General features: G+C 46.3%; 30 protein-coding genes. 28 read left to right on the forward strand and 2 right to left on the reverse strand.

Annotated elements, in window-relative coordinates; translation table 11 throughout:
* Nucleotides 1-131: 131 nt before the first annotated feature.
* Nucleotides 132-746, forward strand: coding sequence for a hypothetical protein (locus tag PATL_RS03545; protein ID WP_011573582.1), 615 nt, complete (start codon nucleotides 132-134; stop codon nucleotides 744-746).
* Nucleotides 747-766: 20 nt separating this feature from the next.
* Here the strand turns inward: PATL_RS03545 and PATL_RS03550 are convergent, their stop codons facing one another.
* Both PATL_RS03550 and PATL_RS03555 read right to left on the reverse strand, forming a co-directional pair.
* On the reverse strand, nucleotides 767-1,783 hold the full coding sequence (locus tag PATL_RS03550) for a phage portal protein (RefSeq protein WP_011573583.1): 1,017 nt from the start codon (nucleotides 1,781-1,783) through the stop codon (nucleotides 767-769).
* Nucleotides 1,784-3,517 carry a terminase large subunit domain-containing protein gene (locus tag PATL_RS03555; RefSeq protein WP_011573584.1) on the reverse strand — a complete coding sequence of 578 codons (1,734 nt, stop codon included), beginning with the start codon at nucleotides 3,515-3,517 and terminating at the stop codon, nucleotides 1,784-1,786. It lies immediately after the preceding gene.
* A 228-nt stretch (nucleotides 3,518-3,745) separates the two neighbouring features.
* Here PATL_RS03555 and PATL_RS03560 point away from each other — a divergent pair, with 228 nt between their 5' ends.
* From PATL_RS03560 to PATL_RS03685, 27 genes are all read left to right on the forward strand, one after another.
* Nucleotides 3,746-4,627, forward strand: a complete 882-nt coding sequence (locus tag PATL_RS03560; protein ID WP_011573585.1) for a GPO family capsid scaffolding protein — start codon at nucleotides 3,746-3,748, stop codon at nucleotides 4,625-4,627.
* 54 nt (nucleotides 4,628-4,681) lie between these two features.
* Nucleotides 4,682-5,716, forward strand: a complete 1,035-nt coding sequence (locus PATL_RS03565) for a phage major capsid protein, P2 family (RefSeq protein WP_011573586.1) — start codon at nucleotides 4,682-4,684, stop codon at nucleotides 5,714-5,716.
* Nucleotides 5,717-5,810: 94 nt separating this feature from the next.
* Nucleotides 5,811-6,656: a phage terminase small subunit gene (gpM, locus tag PATL_RS03570; RefSeq protein ID WP_011573587.1), complete on the forward strand. Its 846-nt coding sequence runs from the start codon at nucleotides 5,811-5,813 to the stop codon at nucleotides 6,654-6,656.
* A 109-nt stretch (nucleotides 6,657-6,765) separates the two neighbouring features.
* Complete coding sequence (locus PATL_RS03575) at nucleotides 6,766-7,221, forward strand: head completion/stabilization protein (protein ID WP_011573588.1); 456 nt, start codon at nucleotides 6,766-6,768, stop codon at nucleotides 7,219-7,221.
* Nucleotides 7,221-7,679: a phage tail protein gene (locus tag PATL_RS03580; RefSeq protein ID WP_011573589.1), complete on the forward strand. Its 459-nt coding sequence runs from the start codon at nucleotides 7,221-7,223 to the stop codon at nucleotides 7,677-7,679. The genes PATL_RS03575 and PATL_RS03580 overlap by 1 nt, the downstream gene beginning before the upstream one ends.
* A complete protein-coding gene (locus PATL_RS03585) occupies nucleotides 7,672-8,361 on the forward strand; it encodes a hypothetical protein (protein ID WP_011573590.1) in 690 nt (229 codons plus the stop codon). The genes PATL_RS03580 and PATL_RS03585 overlap by 8 nt, the downstream gene beginning before the upstream one ends.
* Before the next feature lie 15 nt (nucleotides 8,362-8,376).
* Nucleotides 8,377-9,483, forward strand: coding sequence for a DUF2586 domain-containing protein (locus PATL_RS03590; RefSeq protein ID WP_011573591.1), 1,107 nt, complete (start codon nucleotides 8,377-8,379; stop codon nucleotides 9,481-9,483).
* A 3-nt stretch (nucleotides 9,484-9,486) separates the two neighbouring features.
* Nucleotides 9,487-9,936 (forward strand): phage protein, encoded by a 450-nt coding sequence (locus PATL_RS03595; protein ID WP_011573592.1) that lies wholly within the window; start codon nucleotides 9,487-9,489, stop codon nucleotides 9,934-9,936.
* Nucleotides 9,937-10,536 carry a hypothetical protein gene (locus PATL_RS03600; RefSeq protein ID WP_011573593.1) on the forward strand — a complete coding sequence of 200 codons (600 nt, stop codon included), beginning with the start codon at nucleotides 9,937-9,939 and terminating at the stop codon, nucleotides 10,534-10,536.
* A complete protein-coding gene (locus tag PATL_RS03605; RefSeq protein ID WP_011573594.1) occupies nucleotides 10,533-11,018 on the forward strand; it encodes a hypothetical protein in 486 nt (161 codons plus the stop codon). The genes PATL_RS03600 and PATL_RS03605 overlap by 4 nt, the downstream gene beginning before the upstream one ends.
* Nucleotides 11,019-11,020: 2 nt before the next feature.
* Complete coding sequence (locus PATL_RS03610) at nucleotides 11,021-11,320, forward strand: hypothetical protein (protein ID WP_198136255.1); 300 nt, start codon at nucleotides 11,021-11,023, stop codon at nucleotides 11,318-11,320.
* A 38-nt stretch (nucleotides 11,321-11,358) separates the two neighbouring features.
* Complete coding sequence (locus PATL_RS03615) at nucleotides 11,359-11,652, forward strand: putative phage tail assembly chaperone (protein WP_011573596.1); 294 nt, start codon at nucleotides 11,359-11,361, stop codon at nucleotides 11,650-11,652.
* 20 nt (nucleotides 11,653-11,672) lie between these two features.
* The gene (locus PATL_RS22760) at nucleotides 11,673-11,813 is read left to right on the forward strand and encodes a DUF6890 family protein (RefSeq protein ID WP_011573597.1); all 141 of its coding nucleotides are present in this window, start codon (nucleotides 11,673-11,675) and stop codon (nucleotides 11,811-11,813) included.
* Between the two features lie 63 nt (nucleotides 11,814-11,876).
* Nucleotides 11,877-14,006 carry a phage tail tape measure protein gene (locus PATL_RS03620; protein WP_011573598.1) on the forward strand — a complete coding sequence of 710 codons (2,130 nt, stop codon included), beginning with the start codon at nucleotides 11,877-11,879 and terminating at the stop codon, nucleotides 14,004-14,006.
* The gene (locus tag PATL_RS03625) at nucleotides 14,006-14,341 is read left to right on the forward strand and encodes a hypothetical protein (RefSeq protein ID WP_011573599.1); all 336 of its coding nucleotides are present in this window, start codon (nucleotides 14,006-14,008) and stop codon (nucleotides 14,339-14,341) included. The genes PATL_RS03620 and PATL_RS03625 overlap by 1 nt, the downstream gene beginning before the upstream one ends.
* A 13-nt stretch (nucleotides 14,342-14,354) precedes the next feature.
* A complete protein-coding gene (locus PATL_RS03630) occupies nucleotides 14,355-15,137 on the forward strand; it encodes a hypothetical protein (protein ID WP_011573600.1) in 783 nt (260 codons plus the stop codon).
* Nucleotides 15,138-15,140: 3 nt separating this feature from the next.
* The gene (locus PATL_RS03635) at nucleotides 15,141-17,045 is read left to right on the forward strand and encodes a sialate O-acetylesterase (protein ID WP_011573601.1); all 1,905 of its coding nucleotides are present in this window, start codon (nucleotides 15,141-15,143) and stop codon (nucleotides 17,043-17,045) included.
* The gene (locus PATL_RS03640) at nucleotides 17,045-17,440 is read left to right on the forward strand and encodes a DUF2590 family protein (protein WP_011573602.1); all 396 of its coding nucleotides are present in this window, start codon (nucleotides 17,045-17,047) and stop codon (nucleotides 17,438-17,440) included. Before PATL_RS03635 ends, PATL_RS03640 begins: the two co-directional genes overlap by 1 nt.
* Entirely contained in the window at nucleotides 17,433-18,596 is a 1,164-nt protein-coding gene (locus PATL_RS03645) for a baseplate J/gp47 family protein (RefSeq protein WP_011573603.1), read from the forward strand. Before PATL_RS03640 ends, PATL_RS03645 begins: the two co-directional genes overlap by 8 nt.
* The gene (locus PATL_RS03650) at nucleotides 18,593-19,123 is read left to right on the forward strand and encodes a phage tail protein (protein WP_011573604.1); all 531 of its coding nucleotides are present in this window, start codon (nucleotides 18,593-18,595) and stop codon (nucleotides 19,121-19,123) included. Before PATL_RS03645 ends, PATL_RS03650 begins: the two co-directional genes overlap by 4 nt.
* On the forward strand, nucleotides 19,113-19,862 hold the full coding sequence (locus PATL_RS22160; protein ID WP_011573605.1) for a phage tail protein: 750 nt from the start codon (nucleotides 19,113-19,115) through the stop codon (nucleotides 19,860-19,862). The genes PATL_RS03650 and PATL_RS22160 overlap by 11 nt, the downstream gene beginning before the upstream one ends.
* Nucleotides 19,859-21,064 carry a hypothetical protein gene (locus PATL_RS03660; protein ID WP_011573606.1) on the forward strand — a complete coding sequence of 402 codons (1,206 nt, stop codon included), beginning with the start codon at nucleotides 19,859-19,861 and terminating at the stop codon, nucleotides 21,062-21,064. The genes PATL_RS22160 and PATL_RS03660 overlap by 4 nt, the downstream gene beginning before the upstream one ends.
* Nucleotide 21,065: 1 nt before the next feature.
* Nucleotides 21,066-21,671 (forward strand): hypothetical protein, encoded by a 606-nt coding sequence (locus tag PATL_RS03665; RefSeq protein WP_011573607.1) that lies wholly within the window; start codon nucleotides 21,066-21,068, stop codon nucleotides 21,669-21,671.
* Between the two features lie 17 nt (nucleotides 21,672-21,688).
* Entirely contained in the window at nucleotides 21,689-22,429 is a 741-nt protein-coding gene (locus PATL_RS03670) for a hypothetical protein (protein WP_011573608.1), read from the forward strand.
* A complete protein-coding gene (locus PATL_RS03675) occupies nucleotides 22,429-22,965 on the forward strand; it encodes a hypothetical protein (RefSeq protein ID WP_011573609.1) in 537 nt (178 codons plus the stop codon). Before PATL_RS03670 ends, PATL_RS03675 begins: the two co-directional genes overlap by 1 nt.
* Nucleotides 22,955-23,632 (forward strand): hypothetical protein, encoded by a 678-nt coding sequence (locus PATL_RS03680; protein WP_011573610.1) that lies wholly within the window; start codon nucleotides 22,955-22,957, stop codon nucleotides 23,630-23,632. The genes PATL_RS03675 and PATL_RS03680 overlap by 11 nt, the downstream gene beginning before the upstream one ends.
* Nucleotides 23,626-24,591, forward strand: coding sequence for a hypothetical protein (locus tag PATL_RS03685; RefSeq protein WP_011573611.1), 966 nt, complete (start codon nucleotides 23,626-23,628; stop codon nucleotides 24,589-24,591). The genes PATL_RS03680 and PATL_RS03685 overlap by 7 nt, the downstream gene beginning before the upstream one ends.
* Nucleotides 24,592-24,854: the final 263 nt, after the last annotated feature.

A 24,854-nucleotide genomic window follows, 5' to 3' on the forward strand; every position in this document is an offset into this window, starting at 1 on the left:
AGTTACCCTGAAAATTATGCAATTATCTTTCGATTGCGTGCAGAAATAAACGCGTGCTTGCACAGAGTAGCGATTAATTACTATTTAATAGGTTTTTTGATAAATCAAAATGGATAGATTGAAATAATAGAATGACAGAAAATAGTACTGTTAGTAACGATGGTGTAAATACGGCGCCACGTGAAGTCAAAAAATCGTGGTTGGCACAGCTATCACTAGCTATTCCGATTGTAATTGGAGTATTTTCTTGTTGGCTAATAGCCGAGTTATATGCAATATGGCCGAGTTATTGGTGTTTGATATTTATCGACAGTTGTAAAGTGGTTTGGGGTGATTTTTGGGGTGTCATTGGCAGTATATCTGAACCACTTATTGGGCTAATTATATCGTTCAGTGGGCTGATAAAGCAAAGAGCGGATAAACGAAAGAGCAAGTATTCCTTTTTCTATAGTACTTTTGATGATTATAAAACTGCAATTTACATTTGGAATAAATCAGGAGAAACCGTCACGTTTGACTTTAAGTACTTTAATCATGACGGTTTTTTAGGGGAGAAAAAATCCTTAGAAATTGACCCCTATTCATTAGAATTGTTTAAAATTGCAGAGCTTCAAGACACGCCGTCAGTAGGCAGTAGCCAATGCGTGGGAGAACTGACTTTCGATACATCTAGCGATTTGATAGCGCCGCAATTAAGGGTGAAAGACTTACATACCGGTGACACCAAAGCTATAGCTATGCAGTAAAAATAGCTCCATTTCTAAGCCTATTCCGCAGCAATCGCCGTTTCAGGCTCTTTAAATGCAATCATTTTTCCCGCAGGCAAATAATCGTTTAGCTGCAAAAACACTTGCTGAATGGGCACCACTTCATTTTCATAATTTACCCGCCCTATCTTTTCAATGTCACCATAGCCCGCGTCGTTATCTGGCATTACCCCAGACAAAGCCGGGTTAATGCGGTGCATGGCCAGTACGTCATTGCGCGTAATGTTTTTCACCCGTTCGAATTCATCTTTGGTAGAAATGTCACCCACAGGTAAAATTTTAACTGAATCAGCATCGGCACCTGGCAAACTTAAAAACATCGAGCGAAAGTTACCCACCCCTTTGCTCGAGCCAATTTCTTTTGACAATAAATCTTCGTCTTCTTCGGACATTTCACCCGATGTATTTAAAAATACATACCCCATGTGCGCACCGTTCTTGTAATAGCGGCGTCTAAATAGGGTCGCATCTTCATTTAACAACATGCTTTGTAAACCGGCTAAATATTCTGGTGTGCCATAAATGCCCTGTGTCGGGTCATAGTTTTTAAGCTGCACCACTTCATCATTTAAAAACGGCATTAACTTACCGCCACTGGTTAACATGCCATAGCGGTTAAACTGCCCGTTTTTGGGCGCCAGTTTGCGAATGTATAACGCCGGTAAATGCTCGAAATACAAAAACTGCCCAAATGTATTATACCGAGCCCTGAAATAACATTGCCCCGCCCAGTGGTAGTCATAAGCTGCCCGGCTTAAGCTTTTTTGGCTTAAATACGGGCTAGGGATAAACCATTTAGTGGCCATGTTGCGCTTAAAATACAATGCACTGGCATGATGCGGGTTCGCCCGCGAACACTTCACCAAGCCCGTTAAACTCACCGGCGGTGTGTAGTACTCACCATTGTGGGTAAAAATGCCTAAATAATCCGTCAGGTTGTTGTTTAAAACGGGCTCAGGGTCGCCAAAGCTGAAGTTACTACCAGCGCGAATTTTAATAGTGGGTTTGCTGCTCATTTATGATGCCTTTTGAATGCTTACGCTACTTTTGCGGCGATTGTGGTTAATAGGCTCTTTGTGTATGGCGTGCGATATTGCAAAAAACACATCGCCATGGCCACTGTCAGCATTACGGTGTGCGCAATAGCTGATCTGCCCGTTACTGGTTACAAACTTTTTAACGCTTAAAAATGCTTGTGGTATGTCTTTGTCACCCGCGTCATATTCGAAACGGTCTTCGCCGATCACGTCCATCATTTTTAACACCAACTTGGTTTTAATTTCAGGGCTGTAATGAAACCCTTGCACTCGCGGGTAAAAGGCTTTCACCAAATCAAACACGCCCCAACCAATGCCGGTCACATCGATGCCAATGTGCACAACGTTAAAGCGTTTGCATATTTTCTGAATTTCTACGGCCTGTTCGCGCAAGTCTTTGCCTTTAAAATAAATGCGCTCTAACACCCTGAATTTTTCACCAGGTAAAACAGGTGGGGCCACAATGGCAAGGGTCGCGTCATCACGGCTACGGGCAGGGTCATACCCTAACCACACAGCGCGGTTTAAAAATGGCCGTGGTGCACGTTCGCGGTAGTCTTTCCAGTGCTGCCTATCGGTGGCGCATTTAAGCAGGTCGGCCAGCTTGAATACGCTGTGGCTATCGTCAACAAACTCGCACATGTACAAGTTGTCAAATTCATCAGGGGTGTTTTCGTCTTTGAGCTCGTCAATATCAAACAGGGTGCAGCCGTCGTTCGCGGCATCTTCAACGGTCACAAAGTCGCGCCAAATGCGGTCTTTGGCTAAATGCCCCCCGTACAGCGTGGCGTGGTTAACCTTCAATTCTTGCTTGTCTTCGTCTTTGCGCCCTTGGTTGTAACGGTCGCCACTCCACATGGTGTAAGCCTCGTGGCTTTTACTGCTTGGCGTGCTAATCAGTGTGCGGGTCCAGTGCTTATGACTCGCCATACCCTTAGCAACATGCCAAATGTTGTTAAAGTCGTTCATCCAGAACACCTCATCAACATACAAATCACCGTTGTAACTCTGGGCCGTGCGCGAGTTAGTACTTAAAAAGTGTAATTGCGCCTCGTTGCTTAAAATAATCGGGCTGCCTTTTAGCTCAACCTCAAAGTATTTACGCGCAAACGCACAAATATAGGCTCGAAACACCATCACTTGAGAGCGCGAAGCAGACAAAAATATTTTGTTTTTGCCGGTTAAAATAGCGTCTTCTAGGGCTTCCCAAGCAAAGTAGTAGGTTGCGCCAATTTGACGGCTTTTTAAGATAAAGCGGGTACGTTGATCTTTATGTGCATGCCAGCGTTTTTGGTAATCAAAAAACACTTCGTTGCGTGTCAGTTCTAGGTCTTCGGCGGTAATGCCTGAAATATCGTTTTTCTTGGCTTTTTTCTTTTTATCTTTTTGCTCTGCGCCTTCTTCCATTTTGCTGCGGCGTAGGCGTTCAGTATCAATTTTTTCAAGTCGTAACAGCGTGGCACTTAAGCGGTCTAGCTCTTGGTAATCCTTTTCCTCTTTTACGGGCTTATCAGCCAGCGCGGTTAAACGCCGAGCAATCGCAATTTTAGGCGACTCATGGGCAAGTAGGTCATCCCAGCTGTATTTGGCTTTCCATTGGTACAACACACGCACATTGGGTAAACCAAGTTCGTCTTTAATGTCGTCCATTGCCCAATGTTGCAAAAACAGTTTTTTAGCCTGTTCGCGTATTTCGTCGCTGTAGCCTGCCATAACACCAAATTAATAATGAATTTGACGCCATTCTAGCCACCACTTTAAACAGAATTACCCTAAACCAATCCGCGCTATTCCTAAAACCAAAATATAGGAATTATCAATAAGTTAAGACGTTTTAAAGCACCCAAATACCCGCTAATTTTGCAACCCTAACAAGCGAAAAGTCTCATGTGATTTTCAGTTAAACGAATGAAGGGTCAATCGAATGAAGGGTAAAATGTAATGCTAGGTAAAACCGTCTTACGTACCGACTTTGTCAAAATCGGCACCAGTGGTAAAACCGTAGATGGTCGCGACATATCGCCATTGGCCATTCAAGAAATGGCCGAAACCTACGACCCAGAAGAATACACCGCTGTTATCAATTACGAGCATTACAACTGGGCGGGCAACTTTGGCACCGTGCTTGAGTTAAAAGCCGAGACCAACGCCAAAGGCGAAACGTGCCTATTTGCGGTGCTAGCGCCAAACAAACACATGTTGGCATTAAATGCCGATGGGCAAAAAGTCTTTACCAGCATGGAAGTGATCAACAACTTCGCATCGTCAGGCAAAGCATATTTAGCAGGCCTAGCCCTAACCGACTTACCCGCCAGCCGTGGCACAACGCAGCTTAATTTCAGCCACCGCGTTGAAAAAGACCACCTACTCAGCACCCCAGAAGAATTTAATTTTAGCCTGGTGCAAGAAGAGCCCGAAGCCGCCCCCGGTTGGTTCACCCAATTTATAGCCAGTTTCAAACAACCCGCCGCCCCTGCGGCGTCAAATCCGCAAGAGGACGACGACATGACACAAGAACAAATCGAAGCACTAACGGCCAGTATCAGCCAAGGGCTTAAAGCCGGTATTGATGAGAAATTCGCCGCGATAGTAAAACAACTATCAGCGGCACCCAGTGGTGATGGTGAAGACCCTGCACCAGGTGACGAAACACCTGGTGCAGCCGTCTTTTCAAACGAGCAAGCCACCGAGTTACAAGACACTGTGAAAACATTGGGCGACCAAGTCACTGCACTAAGCAGCAAGCTTGAAAAACTCAGTGCCACCCCCGCGGGTAGCGAAACGCCAACGCCAACGGGCGACGAACAAGCAAAAGTTTACTAATAGCCGCTGTAAACACGCATACAGCTAACTAAACAGATTTAAAAGGAACGTAAAATGAGCCAATTAAGTGCACGCTCAAAAGCAAATTTCGCCGTCATGCTTGGCCTTATGGCACAAACATACGGTGTAGACAGTGTCGCTGAAACATTCAGCGCCACCCCTGAAGTACACCAAATGTTGATGGATAAAATCGTGCTGCAAAGCTCGTTTTTACAGCAAATCAACGTCATGCCGGTAACAGAAATTAAAGGTCAAAAAATTCTAGGCAGCGCCAGTGGTTTAGTCACCACCCGCACCAATACAACTGGGGCCGGTGAACGTAAAGGGCGTCACTTGTTAGACCTTGACGCACAAGGCTATGAATTGCACCAAACCGACATGGACACCGCCTTGCTGTATTCCATGATCGACTCGTGGGCCAAGTTCCCTGATTTAGCCGACCGCTATGCCAATTACATTAACCGCGCCATTGCAACCAACAAAGCCATGATTGGCTGGCACGGCACCAGTGTGGCCGCCACCACTGACCCAACGGCTAACCCAATGGGCCAAGATGTAAACAAAGGCTGGTTGCAAATTTTACGTGAGCAAGCCGCCGCGCAAGTACTCACAGAAGGTGACACCGCAGGCAAAGTGATTTTGGGTGCATCTGGTGACTTTGAAAACCTCAACAGCATTGTGCATGGCGCACTAAGTATGATCCCCGAAGAACACGCAGACAGCGGCGACTTAGTGGCGATTGTAGGCCGTGACTTAATCACCCGTGACAAAGGCCGCCGCTACGCACAGCACGGCGAATTGCCAAGTGAAAAGCAGCGCATTGAAATGGCCCAAACCATTGACACCTACGGTGGTTTAAACGCCTTTACCGTGCCGCATTTCCCTGCGCGCGGTGTACTGGTCACCAGCATGAGCAACTTAAGCTTGTACTACCAAGAATCAAGCATTCGTCGCCAAATCGTAGACGAGCCAAAGAAAAACCAATACGCCGATTACCGCAGCCAGAACGAAGGGTACGTAGTCGAAACCCTAGAAAAAGCCGCGTACATCGAGGGCGCTAACGTCGAGTTTGTTGAAGACCAAGGCTAAGCCATAACCCACAGCACAAGTGTGCTTTCATCAAAAAGCCTGATCTTCAGGCTTTTTTAGAAAACACATTTCACCGTGAACAACTGGGATCACTATGAACATTGCACAACGTAACCAACAACGCATAAAAGACCGCATCGCCAAAGGCGAAAAGGTAGAGCACACCGCGCCTGACTACACCAAAGCCGAACAGCAAAGCAAAGGCGTAAACCCTGCGCAGCGTTTCAAAAAAAGTGTGTTGGCAAAACAAGTTAAAGCATTAAGCCACGACCTAAACAGTGCTGAAAATGTCGAGCTAAACAAAGAATACGACATTGTAAAAGCCAGTTTAGATGGCGACATAGTTACCTTAAAGGGGCTTAAAACCATTGCTGAAAAGCTGGCATATAAAGCCCATATCATTCCTAACTACTTGGATTACTTGCAGCAATACCAAGCACAAGGGCATAACCACCCAAATGGCATTTTAAGCCAGGTGATGGTGTGGCTGTTTGATACCGAGCAATTCGAGTTAGCGCACCAATACGCTGAATTAGCCATTGAGCAAGGGCAAAAGCTGCCAGCGCGTTTTAACACGCCAAACATTCAAACCTTTATTTGCGACACGCTAGCCGACTACGGTGCCAAGCAGCTAAAAGCCAAAAAGCCAGCCCCCGCTTTGCAATACGCAATCGACGGCCTAAGCAAGCACTGGGACGTAAACCCCATACCCGCAGGCAAAGTATTTGCCACCGCCGGTAAGCTTGAATTCATGGCTAAAAATTACCAAACGGCGTTTGACTACTGCAACAAAGCACTAGAGCTAAACGAACGCGCAGGCGTTAAGAAACTATTAAGCGATATCACCGCCTTACTCGCTGGCCTAAAAGGCAACGAAAACAGCACTAAAAAAGGCAGCAAAAAAGGTGCTAACGCAAAAACCGAGTCTGAGAGTAAATAGCAATGGTATGCCTCCCAGCCGCATGCGCAGTAGTAAACCCTTGTCTGAGCGTTTTAACGCAATATGACATCGGTTTGCTACCTGCCGCATGTTTACCAACGGGGGCACTATGAGCTTTACCGGGCGCGACCAAACCTTTACTGACACCACAATAACCAACAACGGGTTTTTACCCGACGTGAGCATAGGCGACTTTCAAGAAAACTACCGTGTGGCCAACGAATACGGCCTAGGTGCAGTCACCGAAAGCCTAGAGCTGGCCATGATTGAAATGAATGGCCGGTTAAAAAAACGCTTAGCCGAATGGGAATTGGCAGGGTACGCCAGCCTAAGCGACGTGCCCGAACAAGCGATACCAAACCAATACCAAACCTTGTATTTGGCCGCCGTCATGCACTGGGCAAAAAGTGAGTTGATCCGCAGGAACATAAGCGTGACCACACGCAAAGTCAGTGACGTAACCGGCACCGTGGCCGAGCCAAATGAAATTTGGTACAGACGCAGAGCCGACCAATACGCACGCCAATTAACCGGGTCAACCGGCATTACCTGTGTGTTGCTGTAATGAAAAAGTTTAAACAGTTACTCGCCTACATTACCAGCCGCAACCTAGTGGCCGACGAGCAACTAAGTTGTTTCGTGACAGATTGCGAAATCACCCTAAGCGGTAAAAAGGTGCAAGACGGCGCGATTATCGCCGCTTACATACATTACCAAGCGGTGTATGAAATAGAACGTTTCGGCGGTGATGCCAACCGAGTGCTAACCCATTTTAGTAGCTGGTTGTACAACAACGACCAAAGCGACACCGAAGAAGAACTAGACAAAGCCAGTTTTGATATTGAGCCGGTTGACGATCACCTAGTCGACATTATGGCCACCGTGGATTTTTCAGAATCCATTGAACTGCAAGAACAAGACGGCGGTGAATTCCAGTTTGGCGCCAAATTTTACAGCCTAGTGCCCAACGAATTCAGCGTGGCTGAAAGCTTTGAAATTGTCGGCGACATAACCCATGGCTAGCCCAGTGGATATGCCAATTAATATCACGGGCAAACAGCGTGTTAAAGCCATGGTCGGGTTGCTAAAAGCCAGCCCTGCCAAGCGCAAAAATATATTGCGCAAGGTGGCACGAAAGGCGCGAACGGTTAACAACGCCCGCAGGCGTACCCAAAAACAAATCGACGGCAAGCCCATGGCTTCACGCCAAAAAGGCAGCGCAAAAATGTTTCGCCGTTTAGGGCGTAAATTGCGCCACACCGCGACCACAGAAGAAGCAAAGCTCTATTTTTTACGTAACGCGGGCAAAGTGGCCTATGCACACCACCACGGTATTGGCGACAGGTTCAACACCAAAAAAGACGGTGACGCAGAAAAGGCCAAAAAAGGTGAGCAAGCGTTTTCAAGCGCGGGTTTAAAAAAGCCAGCCACACGCGCCCAAGCCAAAAAGCTGGTCGACAGTGGTGAATTTAGAATTGATAAACGCGCCACCAAAAGTGGCAAAGGCCGCATACCAACCATGCGTTGGGTTATGCAAAACCTAACGGTAGGCCAAGCGGGCGCCATTTACCGTTCGCTAAAGAAACAAGCCAAAGAGCAGTGGACCGTGCCAAGAACGTCGCGCCCATGGTTAGGCATGAACAACCAAGACACCGAACAAGCCGCCAATATCATTATTACTGAGTTGGCAAAACAAGCGAATTAAACGAGGAAATACAACATGGCACAAGGCAAGGTAATTGTTAACGCGCTGAATTTGGTACAAGGCTCTTTGCCAAGTGTTGAGCGTCATTTTTTATTCATCGGTAATGCCCCTGAAGGGGTAGACACCGTTATTGCACTTGATCAGCAATCAGATTTAGACGTACTGCTAGGCGAAGCAGACTCAGTGCTAAAAACCAACATTCAAGCAGCCCGTTTAAACGGCGGTGAACAATGGGGCGCAACGTGCGTGCCTATTACTGGTGCTGATTATGGCGCAGGCATTGACATTGCCATTGCCGCAGGCATCAGCCCAGAAGCAATCGTAGTGTTAACGCCAGCCGCCGACAGCGCAGCGGTGAACGCATTGCACACCAAAGCCGTTGAATTGCTAAACACCCACAGCCGCCGTGTATTCATATTAGGCGTAACCGCCGGCATTGATGCAGGCACACAAAGTTGGTCTGACTACTTAACCGCACAAAACGCCATTTTAGATGGCGTAGCAGGTCACCGTGTGGCCGTTGTACCGCAATTGCACGGTAACGACGTGGGCGTGCTAGCAGGGCGTTTACAACACGCAGGCGTGAGCATTGCTGATACGCCAATGCGCGTGGCGTCAGGCTCAGTCATTGGGTTGGGTAACACCCCAGTCGACAGCGACAACGTAGAGCTAGGCGACGCAGTATTAGCAGCGCTTGATCAAAACCGCTTTAGCGTGCCACAGCATTACGTTGATTACCCCGGCACATACTGGGGCGACTGCAACTTGTTAGACATACCAGGTGGCGATTACACCGTGGTTGAAAACCTGCGCGTGGTTGACAAAGCAGCCCGTGCGGTGCGCTTACTGGCCATTGCCCGTGTGGGTAACCGTTCGTTGAATAGCTCAGCGGTCAGTATTGCCAATAACAAAACATTCTTTAGCCGCCCACTACGTGAAATGAGCAGCAGCACCACATTTGCGGGTACGCATTTCCCTGGTGAAATTGAAGCCCCCGGCGACGATGCCATTCAAATTGTGTGGGTAACACGCACCCGCGTACAAATTTGGCTCAAGTTAACCCCGGTTAACTGCCCCAAAGAAATTACCGTAAACATAGCCCTAGACCTAAGCGGAGAGTAAGCCATGAAGCATATTTCAGGTAAAGATTTTGACGTAATGATTGGCGACTTATTGGTACACATTGAATCGTTCAATGCCACCATTACCGACGAGCGCACCCCAGTAAAATCAGGCGGTGTGCCTAATGGTTACGTTGACGGTGACTGTGCCTGTTCCGGTGATTTAGAGCTAGACAGCCGCAACTTTAACGTGCTGTCAGAAGCCGCCAAAAGTGCAGGTAGCTGGAAAGGCCTAGAGCCGTTCGACATTAACGCCATAGCGTTAACAGACAGCGCAGAAATGGGCGTTGAAATGTTCGGTTGTATGCTGAAAATCAGTGATTTATTAGCGATTGATCCCAACGGCAAAGAAAAGAAAAAACACAAAATTGGTTTTGACGTAACAGACAAAGAGTTTGTCAGAATCAACGGTGTGCCGTACCTCACGGTTGAAGAAATCGCGGACATTATTTAAATGAAAATCACGGTGCAACAACTTAAAAAAGCAATGGCAAATCGCGGCTATACGTTGTTTAGCCGTGGCGATTACAACCTTAATTTAATCGGCGTTCGCAGCCGCGACACCAAGGCCAACACTTTTAACGACGTGTTTTGTGTGCTGTTTAAAATGGCAGGCATTGAACAGCTTTGGCAGTTCAGCTGCACCACCGACCCCGGCACGTATTACCGCCTAAACCCGTTGAACCTATTGGGCACTGCTATTTTGTGCCCTGGTCAATACGCGGGCATGTGGCAGCTAGGCATGCACCAAGGCAAATACCCCGCATTAGTGCAAAGGGGCGAAGTCACCGTGTTTCGTGACGGTGACAAAAACGAAGAATTAGACATTACCGACGTGGTGCAAGAAACCGGCTATTTCGGTATTAACGGCCACCGCGCCAGTGACAAAGGCATAGCCGAAAAGGTCGACCGGTTCAGCGCTGGTTGCCAAGTCATTCAAGACCCAAACGAATACGCCATGCTGATAAACCTGATCCGCATAGCGGCCAATAAACACGGTAATTCATTCACCTACACCTTGCTAACCGAACAAGAATTGGAGCAGGGCAAGTGAGCACGCTAACCAGCATTGCTAATTTCTTAACCGGTGGGTTTGGTGAAAAAATTGTTGACGGAATACAAGCGTATTTCCCGCCAAGCCTTAGCGATGCTGAAAAGGCCAATATTGAATTGGCAATTAAGCAACATGTGCACGCGGCCACCATGGATTTACAAAGCGCCGCACAGGAAGAGCGCCAGCAGTTTGACGACCGCATAAAAGAACTTGAAGGCACCGCCAGCGACTTAGCACGCTTTGGTTGGTTGGGTAGCATCATTATTTTTTTACGTGGCTGCCAGCGCCCTATTTGGGGGTACTTAACCCTGTACATGGACCTGTGCTGGTTCAGTGGTAAATGGGGCGAGTTAACCAGCCAGCAAGAATCCGCATTCTGGATAGTGAACTTGTTGGTATTGGGCTTTATGTTTGGCGAACGCGCCATTAAAAACCTCATGCCCCTAATAACCGAATTTATGAAGCAACGTAGTAAGGCCTAAGTGTGGAACATATGACACCTGAAGTACCTACAAAATGGGGCAAAGAGCAACGCGGCTGGCATCTAGATAAAACCGTGAGCATTAGCCACTTGCTAACCACCTTACTCATTGTTATTTCGGCGATCACATGGGCCATGGGTGTAGACGAACGCATTAGCCAAACTGAAATAACCGTTAAATATTTAAGCGTTCGCCAAAGTGAGAGCCGCCAGAAAGTGGAAGACCTACGCAAAGAAATTAAGTACGACCTGCGCGACATAAGCAAAAAGCTCGACAGGTTAATTGAAAAGCAAATGAAGTAATTTTTTACATTTTCAACAACAAAACTGGGAAGAAAACAATGAACAAAAACATACAGCAATTCAGCATTGAACTAAACGGCCAAGACGCAAACTTTACCGTCACCCGTGAGCATTTCAACCGCTATACAAATGACATAAACATGAACGACAAGGTCGCACCAAGCCAACAGTTTGTTGCTCGCTGCACCGATGAAGACAGCAAAGAGTTAGTGAAAAAATTCATAGCAGAAACACCAGGTAGCGAAATTGATTTAGCCGGTGCCATTTCAAACGAATACAAACCTGACACAGAGTTTGTTGTAAAAAAGCGCAACAGCACGCCAAGCAAGTAGAACAATGCGGTTATAGCCAATTGGTTGCCCTGCGCGCCAAATGGCTACCGCAAAGCGACAAAGACGACGACCTAGGCATGGCCCTGTATTTAGAAAACCAATACTGGGAAAACATGCAAATAGCCGTAGCCAACGGCATAGGTAAAGCCCTCAACGGCTAACGAACAAACACGGAAAGGTTAAGGGCGCAGGACGCACCCCCTAATTCAACGGGTAGGCACAGCATGAGTTTTGCGGCAAAAGTAGAAAAGTTAATGTTTACCGTCGGCCTGACTGATAAAACAGCCGCGCCCATTGGTGCCATTGATGCCCGCATAGACAAACTGGCCAACAATGCCCAAAAAGGCTTTCGCAATATAGGCTACGGTGCCGCAGGCATAGCCGGTGCAGTAGTACTGTTAAACCGCGCCATGGCACCCGCTATTGATCAACAACGCGCCTTAAATGAAGTGGCCAGCCTAGACGTAGAGCCAAAAGCACTAAAACAACTCAACGCCATGGCCTTGCAAACCCAAGCACAATTTGGCATTGCCAGCAGCGAAATAATCCGCAGCGCTTACGACATTCAAAGTGGTATTAGCGGCCTAAATGGCAATGAGCTAAGCAAGTTCACCAAAAACAGCGCCATACTAGCCAAAGGCACCAAGTCAGACGCCGCCACAATCACCAATTACATGGGCACCATGTACGGCATATTTAAAGAAAACGCAGTTCAAATGGGCAAAAGCCAATGGGTTGATCAGCTCGCCGGGCAAACTGCCACCGCCGTACAAATATTTAAAACCACGGGTTCGCAAATGAGCAGTGCCTTTGAATCATTAGGGGCCGCGGGGCAATCAGCACTTGTGCCCATGCATGAGCAAATGGCTGTGCTAGGGCTATTACAAGCCACTATGAGTGGCAGCGAAGCGGGCACAAAATACGAATCGTTCTTACAAAATATTGGTCGAGCACAAGACAAGCTAGGGCTGAAATTTACCAATAGCCAAGGTCGCATGCTGCCCATTGTCGATATCATGCAAAAAATACAAGGCAAATTTGGTGAGATAAACACCGTTGCCAAATCAGATATTATTCAACAAGCGTTCGGCAGTGATGAAGCTGTGGCCCTTGTGAAATTATTAGTGGCCGATACTGCCAGTTTGGCGAAAGGGATTGATACGCTAGGCGATGTAAGTGGGATGGAAAAACCCATTAAAATGGCTAAAACCATGACAGACTCATGGCAACAACTCACCGGCATTGTGAACAGCGTACATACCGCCTTTAGCATGGCATTAATGCCCGTGCTGCAGCCCGTAATCGACAAAATGACCGAGGGCGGCAGCACATTACTACGCTGGACCAACATGTTTCCGCATTTAACCAGTGCCGTGGCCACCGTGGGCATGGCCGTAGTGGGGTTAATTGCCACTATTGCAGCATTAACCGTGGCCGTGGGTATTTACCGATTTATGGCCGTAGGCTGGGCAGTTATTCATACTGTTTTAACCGGTGGCATGTGGCTATTAAGCGCAGTCGTTGGTGTAGTTTCAATCGCGTACAAATTCGCCCGCGCCAGCATGTTAGGGTTTTATTTGTTAAGTGTGACCAGTGGCGGGGCACTAGCTGCCTTACGCGTGATCATGCTTAGTTTAACCACAGGCGTGTGGGCGTTTACCGCCGCGTTACTTGCTAACCCAATTACTTGGTTGGTAGTAGGTGTTGTCGCGTTAGGTGCGGCATTGGTTGCAGCAGTGGTGTACTGGGATGACATAAAAAAAGCCGCTGGGGTGGCAATTGAATGGATAAGCGCAAAGCTAACCGCATTTACTGATTTTATTGGCAACTTGAACCCAATGGAAATGCTAGGCAGTAGCATTGATTGGCTCATTGACAAAATAAACCTGATCCCCGGCGTTGATATAGAAACCCGTTTCAGTGAACCCGCAAAAACGCCAAGCGCCAACAACAACCAGGTGCAAACATTAGCAAGTGCACCCTTGGCCACAGCCGCAAACCAAAGTGGTTACCGCGCTTACAACAATGTTTTGCCTCTTAATATTGATAGAAATGCCAACGCCCGCAGCCCATTGCGAGCACAGCAAAACATACCTGCGCAAAACAATATTGTGCCATTGCACTTACAGCGCCAAATAAACACCAGCGAACCTAAGCGCGAGCAGTTAACCACCACGAACAGCATTACCCAAAACCGCTATGACATACCCAAAGGCGGGGCGCTTAGCCAAATTAAGCAAATGAACAGCGAAACCAACAACAACGGCGTCAGCATGGGCAACGTAACGATAAAAACAGAGCAAATAAACGATGCTGAAGACTTGCAACAACAACTACTACTGGCAGCCATGTAATGACTGAGAAAAAAGAATTAGTAACCGACAACTTGCAGCGCTTCGACTTTCCAGAACACGGCTTTTACATCGAGTCTGAAATTCAATCATTGCCATTGCGCATATTTGAAATGGAAACAAATGAAGAAATAGGCGTATGCCTAATCGAAGCGGCGGCCATAGGCCAAGGCACCGTTAAATTGCTTTACATCGATGCGGCCAAACGCAAGCAACACTTTAAAAACATACACCGCGCACTGCACAAAATAGGTGACTACTTCGGATTCAAAGACCGCACACACCAACGCAAAAAACAAAGCGGTTTTCTGACGTTGTTAAACAAAGTTAAGCGGTAAGAGAGGAATAATTGTGGCTACAGTAACTTTAGATTTAGCGCAGGCCCAAGGCTCAGCACTACCTACTCAATTTGATGTGATAGAGGGAGGTTTTGATTATAACGGTAATGGTCTGATAGGCGTCGAAGCAGGTAACAACATTGCTGTATTTTCAGATGAAACAACCAACGATATTGAAATTACAGCCAAAGCAAAAACAGCGGTTGTATCGTCTTTTATAACTATATTTTTGCGCTATCAAGATGACGATAATAACTTCGCTTTTATATATAGACCTAACTCTAATGATGTAAGACTTGTTAGGACTCTTAACGGCACAGGTGCAGTGGTCAGACAGGAAGTACATTCAATCGCCTCTGATACGTCCTCTTTTAATATGAGGGCTGTTTTCAATGGTACAGACATGGAGTTTTACATTGATACAACCAAAGTTTTTGAGGTTCTATCCAACACTGATTTTGCCGCAAGTGGCGAAGCCAGATTAAGGCTAACTGATACTGATTACCACGTTAGCAGCATGGTTTTTGAATATGATGGTGCTGCAGCGCCGACCGTGGCAAAACTTAAAATTGATACGGAAAACGGATTGCCTGCCAGTGGTAGCTTTAGAACTTACATCATTAAAGTTAGTGACGAAACAAAGACCGCACACCAAACGTTAAGTTATACAAATGGTGTAGCCGAAGCCGTGCTGAATAAAGCTGATTTTCCTAATGGGACGGTGGTTAACTGGAATTTCGCAGACCCTGTCAACTTGCTAGGCGCGAATGCTAACCAAGCGACAGTCGAGGAGTAGTTTGTGGGCTGGAAAGAATTTAGCGCAACAAATACATTTAGCGGCCCTAGCGAAACGCCAGTAATTGGGACTATATCGATTGAAAATGTTGGTATAGCAAACGCACCTTTCGTGCCTGAAAATGGTTTCGCTACGGTCAGTTTTAGTGTTTCGTATACGGGAACGCCAACGTCGCTTGAATACGCCTTATTTAATTTTGAAACCGGCAATATTGTAACCCAATTTGCAACGTTTGATTCTTCGCCAAGTAATGAATCATCAATACTTACATTCACTGTACCCACCGCGAACACGCGTTACGGTATTCGAGTTCGATTTGGTAATAACAATAGTGTTATTGCTGAACAGTCTAAATCATGGCTTGCGTCAGACTTTGTAATCATGGGCGGGCAGTCTTTATTTCATCATTTAAATACTGATGATCCGTCACTATCACCCGCTGGAGTATATAAATACACCACTTCGGGTGGTGTGCATATCTCTACAGGTGGGCGCGGTCAAGCTGAGTTAGGTAAAATTATTGTTGCTGATTCGGGTGGTAGCGTTGTAATAAGTAACACCGCTATTGGTGGCACTTGTATGACCGAAGAATGTGCAATTGACAGGGGGGACGGTTCTAATTACTGGTTTAACCCTGACAGTGCATTATCAAAATCTACAACTGACGCTATTGAATTATTAGCACCCCACGGTAAAGCAACAGCATTTGCCTTTGCACAAGGCCAAACTGATGCGGTAGTTGCATCTAATCCAGACACTTACCTTGCAAACCTAACGGCTGTAGTCGCTCGCGTTCGTGCATTAGTGACCGCACCTGATGGAAGCGAACTACCCGTAGTTATAGGGATTTTGGGTAGAAATACAAGCTCCGGGTCCGATGCAACCGCGCAGGCAATACGTGAAAAGCAACTTGAATATTTGGATAGCGATTCTAACGCCCAAGGCGTTTTCATGTACCCATATAGCACTGATGACGGGACTCACCCAGATGATTCAGGGGATATACTTCTAGGCCAAGCCGTTGGTAAGGTAATTGTTGGAGCCATTCCGCCTAAATTGACAGGCATCACACTAAGTCAAACCAAGGACGTGTTAACACTGACGTATGATTCAGATTTAGCGAATGAAACCTATTCATTGGAGGGGATCAGGGTTGAAGCTGACGGAGGGGCTAAAACCATTTCTTCATTCGCTAGAACAGGCAATAGAACTGCGGATATAACATTAACAAGCGCAATTACCGATGCTAGTGACATCGATGTTTATGTTGGTTGGGGGACTGGTAATACTAGCAATTTACTCACATATCCTAGCAGTAGTGCTGTTTCAGGGGTGTATGCACTACCTTTTGCGTCAAAAGGTAATGATTTTACAATTCAAAACACCGCCCCCACTGTATCAATAACTGGCGAAGCATCATTAACCGCTGGTGCACCGGGCACTTACACCGCAAATATTAACGACCCAGACGCGGGCGATTCGCACACCTATATATGGCGCATCGTCAGTGGTGACGGTTCACTAAACGAAACTAATACCGCAAGCGTAACGCTTACATCAACGGTTAAAGCGGTGAGCAATACTGTGCGTTTAGGGTGCATTGTGCATGACGGCACAGAGCCAAGCGAAGAAGCATTTTTTGATGTTACTGTGGCCGCTTACGTGCCACCCGTTCAAACAACCCAATCAACCCTACGATTAAAAATAGCCGGTTTAGCCATTGGCCTGCGCGATTTAACGCTTTTTGATATGCAAACTAAAGAATTACTGTTTACCGGTGATGTGCTGGTAAACAAGTACCGCGTGAATGTGCCGCTAACACCACCAAAAGGCACCAAGGTATTTGGCTGGCACGCCGGTAGCAACCCGCCCTATACCAGCACGGGTGTGTATGGGGTAACAGAATAATGTTGAACCATGTTGGGTCAGTTAATAGCGTTTTGCCAGAAGTAGACACCAACCCTGTGGTGGTGATTGGTGACAGTAATATTGATTTATACATTACCGATGACGATTTAACGCTGAACAGCACGGGCGAACCCTATTTAGTCAGTGGCCGGTTAGCCATTGCCCAAGATATAAAGCACATGATCCGCGAGACCGGTTACGTGGTGCGCATGATTGGTGAACGCAGTTCAGATTTGCGTCAGCACTACATGAAGTTGATAGAGATTGAAATGGAAGAAGACCGCCGCTTAACACCAGGCACGGCCAAGGTCACTGAATTGAGCATAAACACCTTAACGGTTACGGCCAACACCGTTGAATACGGCCCGTTAAACATAGGGGTAACTTATGGCTGATGTAGATTTTAAAGCAATGTTGGCAGCTGATAATGTGCCGGTTGAAAGTGAAGAATTAAGCCTGATTTGGCAAAACGAGCTAGCCGCACAGGGTAGCCCCATTACTAACGACAGCAAATATTCACCGTTTAGAAAACTGATCGACGCGATAATGGTAGCCCCCGCAAAAACGATTGTGGATGCCATGATCAACACCACCTTACCTGCACAATTTTTAATGACTGCCAAGGGCGATGCATTATTGCTAAAAGGCGAGGCGCGTTTACTGAGCCCATTAAGCGCAACTAAGGCGCAAGGCGTAATAGACGTAAACCGCACATTAACCGATACCGTATTAGTCATTGAAGCCGGTTTTGTTTTACAAAGCCCTGCGATAAACGGCGTTAATTACGCCGTGGTAACAACCGAACAATTAACACTAAGTGTTGGCGTAGCGACCGGACAAGTGGCCGTTGAAGCCGTTGAAGTAGGTAGCGCCTATAACTTGGCTGCGGGTTATTACAACGTGCAAGTAGCCCCCATTGATGATGTAACCATGAGTAATGGCAATGCGTGGTTAACGCAGCCAGGCACAGACGATGAAACCGACGACGATTTTAGGCTAAGGGTTAAAAATCAATTTAATTTGGTGGGTGACTACCACATCGACGCCGTTTACAAAGGCATGTTGGCCGAGCAGTTCGGCATTCGCACCAGTGATATTTTTATACAACACAATGCCCCAAGGGGACCAGGCACCGCGAATTGCTATATTTTGCTGCCTATTGGCAACGCGAGCCCTGAATTTATAGCCAGCATAAACGAATACATTACCGACGAGGGCAACCACGGCCATGGTGATGATGTGCAAGTATTTGCGATACCAGAAACCAACCACGATGTCAGTGTGAGTGTATGGCCGGTCAGTGGGTTAAGCGTGGCTGAAATTAATTTGCTGCAAAGTAATATCAGCAGTTTTATACGCGCTGCATTTAGAGAGAACGACGCCTACACAGTGACCACAACGTTGCCAGGTGCGGTATTCAGCTTTAGCAGACTAACCCAAGAGTTGCACAGCAAATTTCCTAAAATTGACCGTTTGGTATTTGCTAACGGTGATATACAAAGCGGTTTAAGTATTCCACGTTTAAGTGATTTATCGGTGCTAATGCAATGATAAATATTCAATTACCTTTTTGGTTAAACGATGAAAACGCCGAAGCGTTAAAAGCCGCAGCCCAGCAGTTTTGGCAAAAAATAGCAGGTCATTCACAGTGGCAATTAGGCCAAGTAGACCCACTAAACTGCACTGAAGCCGTGCTTGATTTGCTGGCATGGGAAAAAGACGTTGAACGCTTACCACTTGAAAGCCTAGAAATGTTTCGGTTGCGGGTAAATTACGCGTATGTCAACGCCCAAGACGCGGGAAGCGTGGCAGGAATGTTGGCCATATTTGAGCGTTTAAACATTGAAATTATTGACATGTACGAACGCCATTATGTTGATGATTGGGACGTGATCACTATTCAAGTGACTGAGCAGCAATTGAGTGAAAACAACGATTTATTTAATCAAATTATTGCCCAATATGGCCGCACATGCCGCCGCTACGAATTAACTAACGACGCGGTAACCGGCACCAATTTAGCCGTGTGGGAATTCAGCGGCAGCCAAGAATTTACAGAGGTAGAATATGTCGAATAGCGGATTATTAACCACCGATGGCCATGCATTAATAGCGGCAAAAATAGCCGCTGACGCAAAGCTGAATATCACCACATTTAAGTTTGCCAACGTGAACGGGTTAGACCCAAACACCCTGCCTGAAAACTACAGCCAAAGTGAACCCACCGCAGATTTGGTGCACACCATGGCTGTAACCCGTGCTGGTAGCATAAATAGTGACACTGTGGTGTATAGCGCCGTACTCGATACCACCATAGGTGATTTTAATTTCAATTGGATCGGCCTATACGACGAAAACGACACCCTTGTATTTATTAAGTACACGGCCATGCAATACAAAACGGGTGATATCTTTGGGGGTGGCAACAACTTAACCCGCAACTTTGCATTGAAGTTTACCGGCGCAGCAGAGGTAACAAACATCACCATACCCGCTGAAAGCTGGCAGTTTGATGTAAGCGAAAAGATTTTTGAGCGCTTAGATTGGCAACCCATTTATGTAGATACCATGGCGATTGAGGGGTTTAGATACCGCTTAATGAACCCGGTCACGCTCACAATACCTGAAGCGCAAAACAAGAGTATTCACATTGTGGGCGATGTAGACAGCGGCATTAGTTTGGCGTCACCGGCGACAGTACTTGTTCAAAACAATGGGCCAATACGCACCACGCGGGGCGAGTACAGCGAATTTTTATTAACCAAGAACGAGTCAACTTGGCGAATTGATTATGTGGATGGGGTAGCAACATTATGAGTGCAATTAGAGACAGAGATTTATCGGGTGGTAGCGATACCGGTAGCATTACCCAAAGCGTAGTGAAAAGCCCGTTTGCCCTTAGAACAGGGCGTGAATATTTATTGGCTGATTATCCTGATGCCGTCGAATTTCCTTCTGGTTTGATGCCGTTGGCCATTGAGCAAAACATAACATTGATAAACCCGTATACAACAAAACAGGGTGTATATGTTGGCCGCAGCGGTAATTTGATAATTCAGGTAACAAAAACCGCTACTTCGACACGTTTCCAACTTAGTGTTGATGCAGGGGTGAATTGGCAACAAATACAAACACCATCAACATACAACATCGATAGCTTTTGGAAGTTCGCCCTAGCACCAGACGGCACAACAATATTTGCGTGGTGGTTTAACCAAATTAACAACCAAACACACACGGCCAATATTATAAGTTATGACAATGGCGGCACGTTTGAAAGCGGTGTGCACGATGGTTTGGTTAGTGCTGGGGTTACATATTCAGGCTCTACAGTATTGGCAGCCGCCTTTAGTGTTGACAGCCAGACTATGTATGTAGCGACTAAGTACGATGGAATATATAAAAGCGTAAGGGAGTCAGGCGAGTTTTTAACATTTACATTGCTTGCTAATTTCAGAATTTTAGACGAAAGCACGTTTGAAAAAATGTTTGTAGTGGATGACATAAACCCAGCAGACCCAGCATACGGAAATATTGTATTTTCACACAATGAGGGCGTAGTGGTGTTTGACAGCGCAGGCAATGTGTTGGCTGATGAAATTACGGAAGATAACGACGGCCCAAGTATTTACAAAAACGGCGTATTTATTAGTAAGCGGTATTATTCGGTTGACGGTGGTTTGTCAGTAAGAAAACACAACCAAACAGTGGGTACATTTGCGGTGAATAATGCTGATGACATGCATGATTTATTACTAACCGATAACAAACTATTGGTGGGTTATTTAATAGACGAACAGGTCAGAGATAACGGCGATTTTGGGGCCACATTTAACGGTGAGGCAACAACAGAGGTGTTACCAGCAATAGACGGCACCGCGAATATGTCGATCAGAACAACTGAAAACAACTTTGCAGTGTTGGCCAGTGTTGAAAAAGACCCGCTTAAGTTTTACGTGCCCTATATTAGCAATACGTTAGGGCCACGGGGCGAGTCATTAAACTTGGTGAGAATTTAACATGCAGGGTTATTTAATTGATATTACCGGCTTGTTTATTCGTGAAGTTGAGCTTGTCAAAGGGCAAGCGATACCCCGCAGCATTGTGACCACTGAGCCCATGGCGGCAACGGATGGTTTAACCCCCAAATGGATGGGTAACCGCTGGGAATTGGTAGACACTGAGAGCCAAACAACGACAGCACCAACGCCGCAACCTACCGCACCACAAATACCCGTGTTGGGTATGGCAAATCTAGTGCTAAGTGACGGTGATGATAACGTGATCACGCCTTACCAAAATGCCCAGAATAAATGTATGTTCACGCCTAAAACGTTGTTGAAAGTGTCACTTGATATTGTTGATAGCATGGGCAATGTAGTAGACATAAGCATTGATAACTTAAAGTTGGTTATGCAAGAGCAGGCCGACGACCAACCCAATGGCCGTGAAGAGTATTTAACCGTAAACATTGCCAACGGCCATGTTACGGGAGAATTTCAGTTTGATGATAGCCGCAATTATAAGATAACAGCCGAGCGGAATAACCGAGGGTTAGACCGTTATTACACACCTGAATTACCCCCGTTTTATTTGGCATTTGACACACTTGATTGGTTGTCATGATGAATTGGAATTAAGCAATGAGCTGGCAAGACATTTCACTAGCAGTACCAAATAGCATTCAAAGTGCTGCAGCATTGGCAGATTTACACGCACTGGCCACAAGCGTAAGCGCGGTATTAATACACCCATTCCAATATGGTGTAGGTGAGGGGGATTCGCCCACTGTGTTGTCGTTTACCAACGCGGTTAATGCCTTAGCGGTAAAATTAGACGAAGGTAAACATGATGCCGTGGTGTGCGTGGCGTTTGCTGCCAGTACCCTAAGCCAATTAGGTACCGATGTACAAAGCGCAATTGATAACATGGGCTTGCTGTGGTTGCTCAGCGTTAAACAACGCGCCAGCTTATTAAATGACTTAGAAAGCGCCAAATTCACCATTGTTGAGCCAAGTTTAACCCCTGTTTTACAGCGCACTAAACACACTGTTCTGCATGCTGGAAAAGTGGCCGAGTGCTACAACGCCAAAGCCATTGAGTTGACGAACGAAGAAGCAAAAACCGCTATTGGTGACATAGCCGCAGAGCTAAGCACATTTGAAAGCAAGAAAGTGGATCACGACAGTGTGGCAACAAGCGCCCTAAGCAGTGTTGAATTTGGCAGTGTGAAAGGATTGGCGTTTAAAGCCAGTGGCAGCAATTTAGGTGCACAAGTTAAAAGCGCAGCGGGTCCAGGCAGTGAAAAAAGCCTGACCGCGATTTTATGCTTTATGGGCACTGAAAATGAATTAACTTTGCTCAGCGAATTGGTAGGCCTGTAATGACAATAAAGTTGGTGTTAGACGGTAACCAATTACCCGGCAGTGAATTGCGCTTAAGCGTGAATTACTCGATTGAGTCAGATGATTTAAGCGGCCAAGGTAGCAGCACCACGGATGCTGAAACGGGCGACAAAGCCCAAATTGTTCGTGTGCGTGTGCTTATTCCCCACGCTAAACCAGAAGACTTAAAAACCATTAGAGACTTAGCAGGCCAACGTGATGAAGACGGCAGCCGTCATGTATTCACTATTGTGAATGACACCACAGAAGCCATGTCGATTAAACAGGTTAAGTTTAATGCTGAGTTTCTTGTAAAAGAGGACGATGCCAAAAAAGCATGGTGGGTTAACTTCATATTGAAAGAACACCGCAGCGTGGCCGAGAAAGTACAAGAGCAACAAGACCTAAGCGAGAAAACAGAGGTTGAGCAAACCACACCCAGTGCCACTGAAGTTGATAGAGAGGAAATAAAGCAGCTAACCACATTCGAACAATGGTTACAGCAAGGCGAGTATTGGTTTACTGATGAAAATTAATAAACGCTTGATCATTGCGGATAATGAAGTACTGCTAGTCAAAGAAGACATAAACCTAGCATTGAACTGGGCAGGCAAAGCCAGCTTTATCATTGGCAGTGACGAAGAACTAAAAGGCCTGGTTAAATATCAAATCGGCATTGGCTCATTCGACACTTTGCACAGTGCATTTATTGGCGTTGTTGATAGCTGTATTCAACTGGCCAAAGGAAAATGGCAAGTTATCGCCCGTGAACTAACGGGGGTATTAGATGAAAAGAACCCCATTAATTTACGTCATTGCACCTTGAATGACGTATTAAAAGCCATATCAAGCATTACCGGCTTAAAGTTCGTCACACCAGACAAGCCTTATTCGACAAAGAAAATACCGTACTTCTACCACACGGGCACGGCTACCCAACAAATGCAGGCCATTGGTGCAGCGTTTTCGATACTCAATTTCACCTGGTATTTGCAGAGCAACCAAACATGTTTTGTGGGCGCTTATGAAGATAGCTTCGGCTACGACAAAGCACTTGAAGTAGCAGCACACCAAGCAATAAAGGTTGACGGTAAAACAATGAAACTGCCATTGCTGCCAGCACTGCGCCCAGGTGTAAAAATAAACGGCAATAAAATCACTGAATTAAAGATTGAAGGATCTTTCATGGTGGCGAAATGGTAAAGGTTATCGAGAGAATTCTAAAACGCTTGTTGCCCGAACTGTTCAGTGGTTACCACTTGCCTATGCTGGCCAAGGTGGTAGCAATAGCCGACGCACCAGAAGACCCAAACATTGTGGATGCATTCAGACCACGCTTTGCGGTTGATATCGCAATACTCACCGCCAATGGTGAAGTAAACAAGAAGCTACCCGTTTACCACAGCGTACCATTACCAGTGAATATGGCAGGGCTAGACCAAGGCATGTGGGGTTTTCCCCAGCCGGGCACCACAGTTGAAGTAGCATTCGCATACGGCAACCCAAACAAACCATTTATTCGCACTGTGCTAAGTTCAGAGCTAACCACCCCAGAAGTAAACAATGGTGATCTGGTATGGCAGCATTCACCAGGCATACATCAAAAAGCCGACAGTGCAGGTAATTGGCAGCGCCACACAGACAAAAGCATTGAAGATAAAAGCATCAACCGATTAGTTGAAGCACTACAGGACGTGCAGAACTACCAGCAGTCGACAATCACCACAGCAACAAACAGCACTGAGCAAGTAGGCGCAACAAAAACCATTGAAGCCATGGGCGCAATGAAGCTAACCGCAGGCGAAGAAGCATTATTGTTAGCGTTGAAGGATCTTAAGCTAGCAAGCAATAAAGCACTGCGTACATACTCAAAAGAAAACACAGAGATAAAAACAGACCAAGAGCTAAACGCTATTGCCAAAACACTGGCCCACATAGAAGTGTCCGAGGGCACATGCTGGTTTGGTAGTTCAGACGTTAATGCAATAAAAATACTGGTAGACCTAATCGGTGTGGTTAGCGCCATGGCCGATACATTATCAAAACATACTCACCCGCACGGCACACCGAACACAGCCGCGCCAATCCAAGCCAGTGATTTTACTGGTCAGAAGTCAGACGCAGACGCACTAAAAGCTGACCTAGAACCCATCACAGAGTAAACCCAAGCAGCAATACCACCCGTGTTGCAGTAACCACCCAAAAAGAAAACCAAAACCAAAATATTGGGCCATAAATGGCCCGATAATTTCCTGTGCGTGAAATTTACGCTGAATTTGGTGGGAGCATCCAAGACCATATAAAAAGCACTCCACCACGCCTGCGCGTTTTATGTGTTAATTATCGATTTTTGGATCAGGTCTGGAGAAATGAAAAATCCCGCAAATCTAAGTAAACAAAAGGATTAGAGTGCGGTAAACTTGTT

Origin of the sequence: Paraglaciecola sp. T6c (assembly GCF_000014225.1) — a bacterium.
Taxonomy (GTDB): domain Bacteria; phylum Pseudomonadota; class Gammaproteobacteria; order Enterobacterales; family Alteromonadaceae; genus Paraglaciecola; species Paraglaciecola atlantica_A.

Excerpts from the sequence above, each read along its gene's own strand:
- PATL_RS03545 (WP_011573582.1), top strand. The coding sequence starts at position 132 with ATGACAGAAAATAGTACTGTTAGTAACGATGGTGTAAATACGGCGCCA.
- PATL_RS03550 (WP_011573583.1), bottom strand. The coding sequence starts at position 1,783 with ATGAGCAGCAAACCCACTATTAAAATTCGCGCTGGTAGTAACTTCAGC.
- PATL_RS03555 (WP_011573584.1), bottom strand. The coding sequence starts at position 3,517 with ATGGCAGGCTACAGCGACGAAATACGCGAACAGGCTAAAAAACTGTTT.
- PATL_RS03560 (WP_011573585.1), top strand. The coding sequence starts at position 3,746 with ATGCTAGGTAAAACCGTCTTACGTACCGACTTTGTCAAAATCGGCACC.
- PATL_RS03565 (WP_011573586.1), top strand. The coding sequence starts at position 4,682 with ATGAGCCAATTAAGTGCACGCTCAAAAGCAAATTTCGCCGTCATGCTT.
- gpM (WP_011573587.1), top strand. The coding sequence starts at position 5,811 with ATGAACATTGCACAACGTAACCAACAACGCATAAAAGACCGCATCGCC.
- PATL_RS03575 (WP_011573588.1), top strand. The coding sequence starts at position 6,766 with ATGAGCTTTACCGGGCGCGACCAAACCTTTACTGACACCACAATAACC.
- PATL_RS03580 (WP_011573589.1), top strand. The coding sequence starts at position 7,221 with ATGAAAAAGTTTAAACAGTTACTCGCCTACATTACCAGCCGCAACCTA.
- PATL_RS03585 (WP_011573590.1), top strand. The coding sequence starts at position 7,672 with ATGGCTAGCCCAGTGGATATGCCAATTAATATCACGGGCAAACAGCGT.
- PATL_RS03590 (WP_011573591.1), top strand. The coding sequence starts at position 8,377 with ATGGCACAAGGCAAGGTAATTGTTAACGCGCTGAATTTGGTACAAGGC.
- PATL_RS03595 (WP_011573592.1), top strand. The coding sequence starts at position 9,487 with ATGAAGCATATTTCAGGTAAAGATTTTGACGTAATGATTGGCGACTTA.
- PATL_RS03600 (WP_011573593.1), top strand. The coding sequence starts at position 9,937 with ATGAAAATCACGGTGCAACAACTTAAAAAAGCAATGGCAAATCGCGGC.
- PATL_RS03615 (WP_011573596.1), top strand. The coding sequence starts at position 11,359 with ATGAACAAAAACATACAGCAATTCAGCATTGAACTAAACGGCCAAGAC.
- PATL_RS03620 (WP_011573598.1), top strand. The coding sequence starts at position 11,877 with ATGAGTTTTGCGGCAAAAGTAGAAAAGTTAATGTTTACCGTCGGCCTG.
- PATL_RS03625 (WP_011573599.1), top strand. The coding sequence starts at position 14,006 with ATGACTGAGAAAAAAGAATTAGTAACCGACAACTTGCAGCGCTTCGAC.
- PATL_RS03640 (WP_011573602.1), top strand. The coding sequence starts at position 17,045 with ATGTTGAACCATGTTGGGTCAGTTAATAGCGTTTTGCCAGAAGTAGAC.
- PATL_RS03645 (WP_011573603.1), top strand. The coding sequence starts at position 17,433 with ATGGCTGATGTAGATTTTAAAGCAATGTTGGCAGCTGATAATGTGCCG.
- PATL_RS03650 (WP_011573604.1), top strand. The coding sequence starts at position 18,593 with ATGATAAATATTCAATTACCTTTTTGGTTAAACGATGAAAACGCCGAA.
- PATL_RS22160 (WP_011573605.1), top strand. The coding sequence starts at position 19,113 with ATGTCGAATAGCGGATTATTAACCACCGATGGCCATGCATTAATAGCG.
- PATL_RS03660 (WP_011573606.1), top strand. The coding sequence starts at position 19,859 with ATGAGTGCAATTAGAGACAGAGATTTATCGGGTGGTAGCGATACCGGT.
- PATL_RS03665 (WP_011573607.1), top strand. The coding sequence starts at position 21,066 with ATGCAGGGTTATTTAATTGATATTACCGGCTTGTTTATTCGTGAAGTT.
- PATL_RS03670 (WP_011573608.1), top strand. The coding sequence starts at position 21,689 with ATGAGCTGGCAAGACATTTCACTAGCAGTACCAAATAGCATTCAAAGT.
- PATL_RS03675 (WP_011573609.1), top strand. The coding sequence starts at position 22,429 with ATGACAATAAAGTTGGTGTTAGACGGTAACCAATTACCCGGCAGTGAA.
- PATL_RS03680 (WP_011573610.1), top strand. The coding sequence starts at position 22,955 with ATGAAAATTAATAAACGCTTGATCATTGCGGATAATGAAGTACTGCTA.
- PATL_RS03685 (WP_011573611.1), top strand. The coding sequence starts at position 23,626 with ATGGTAAAGGTTATCGAGAGAATTCTAAAACGCTTGTTGCCCGAACTG.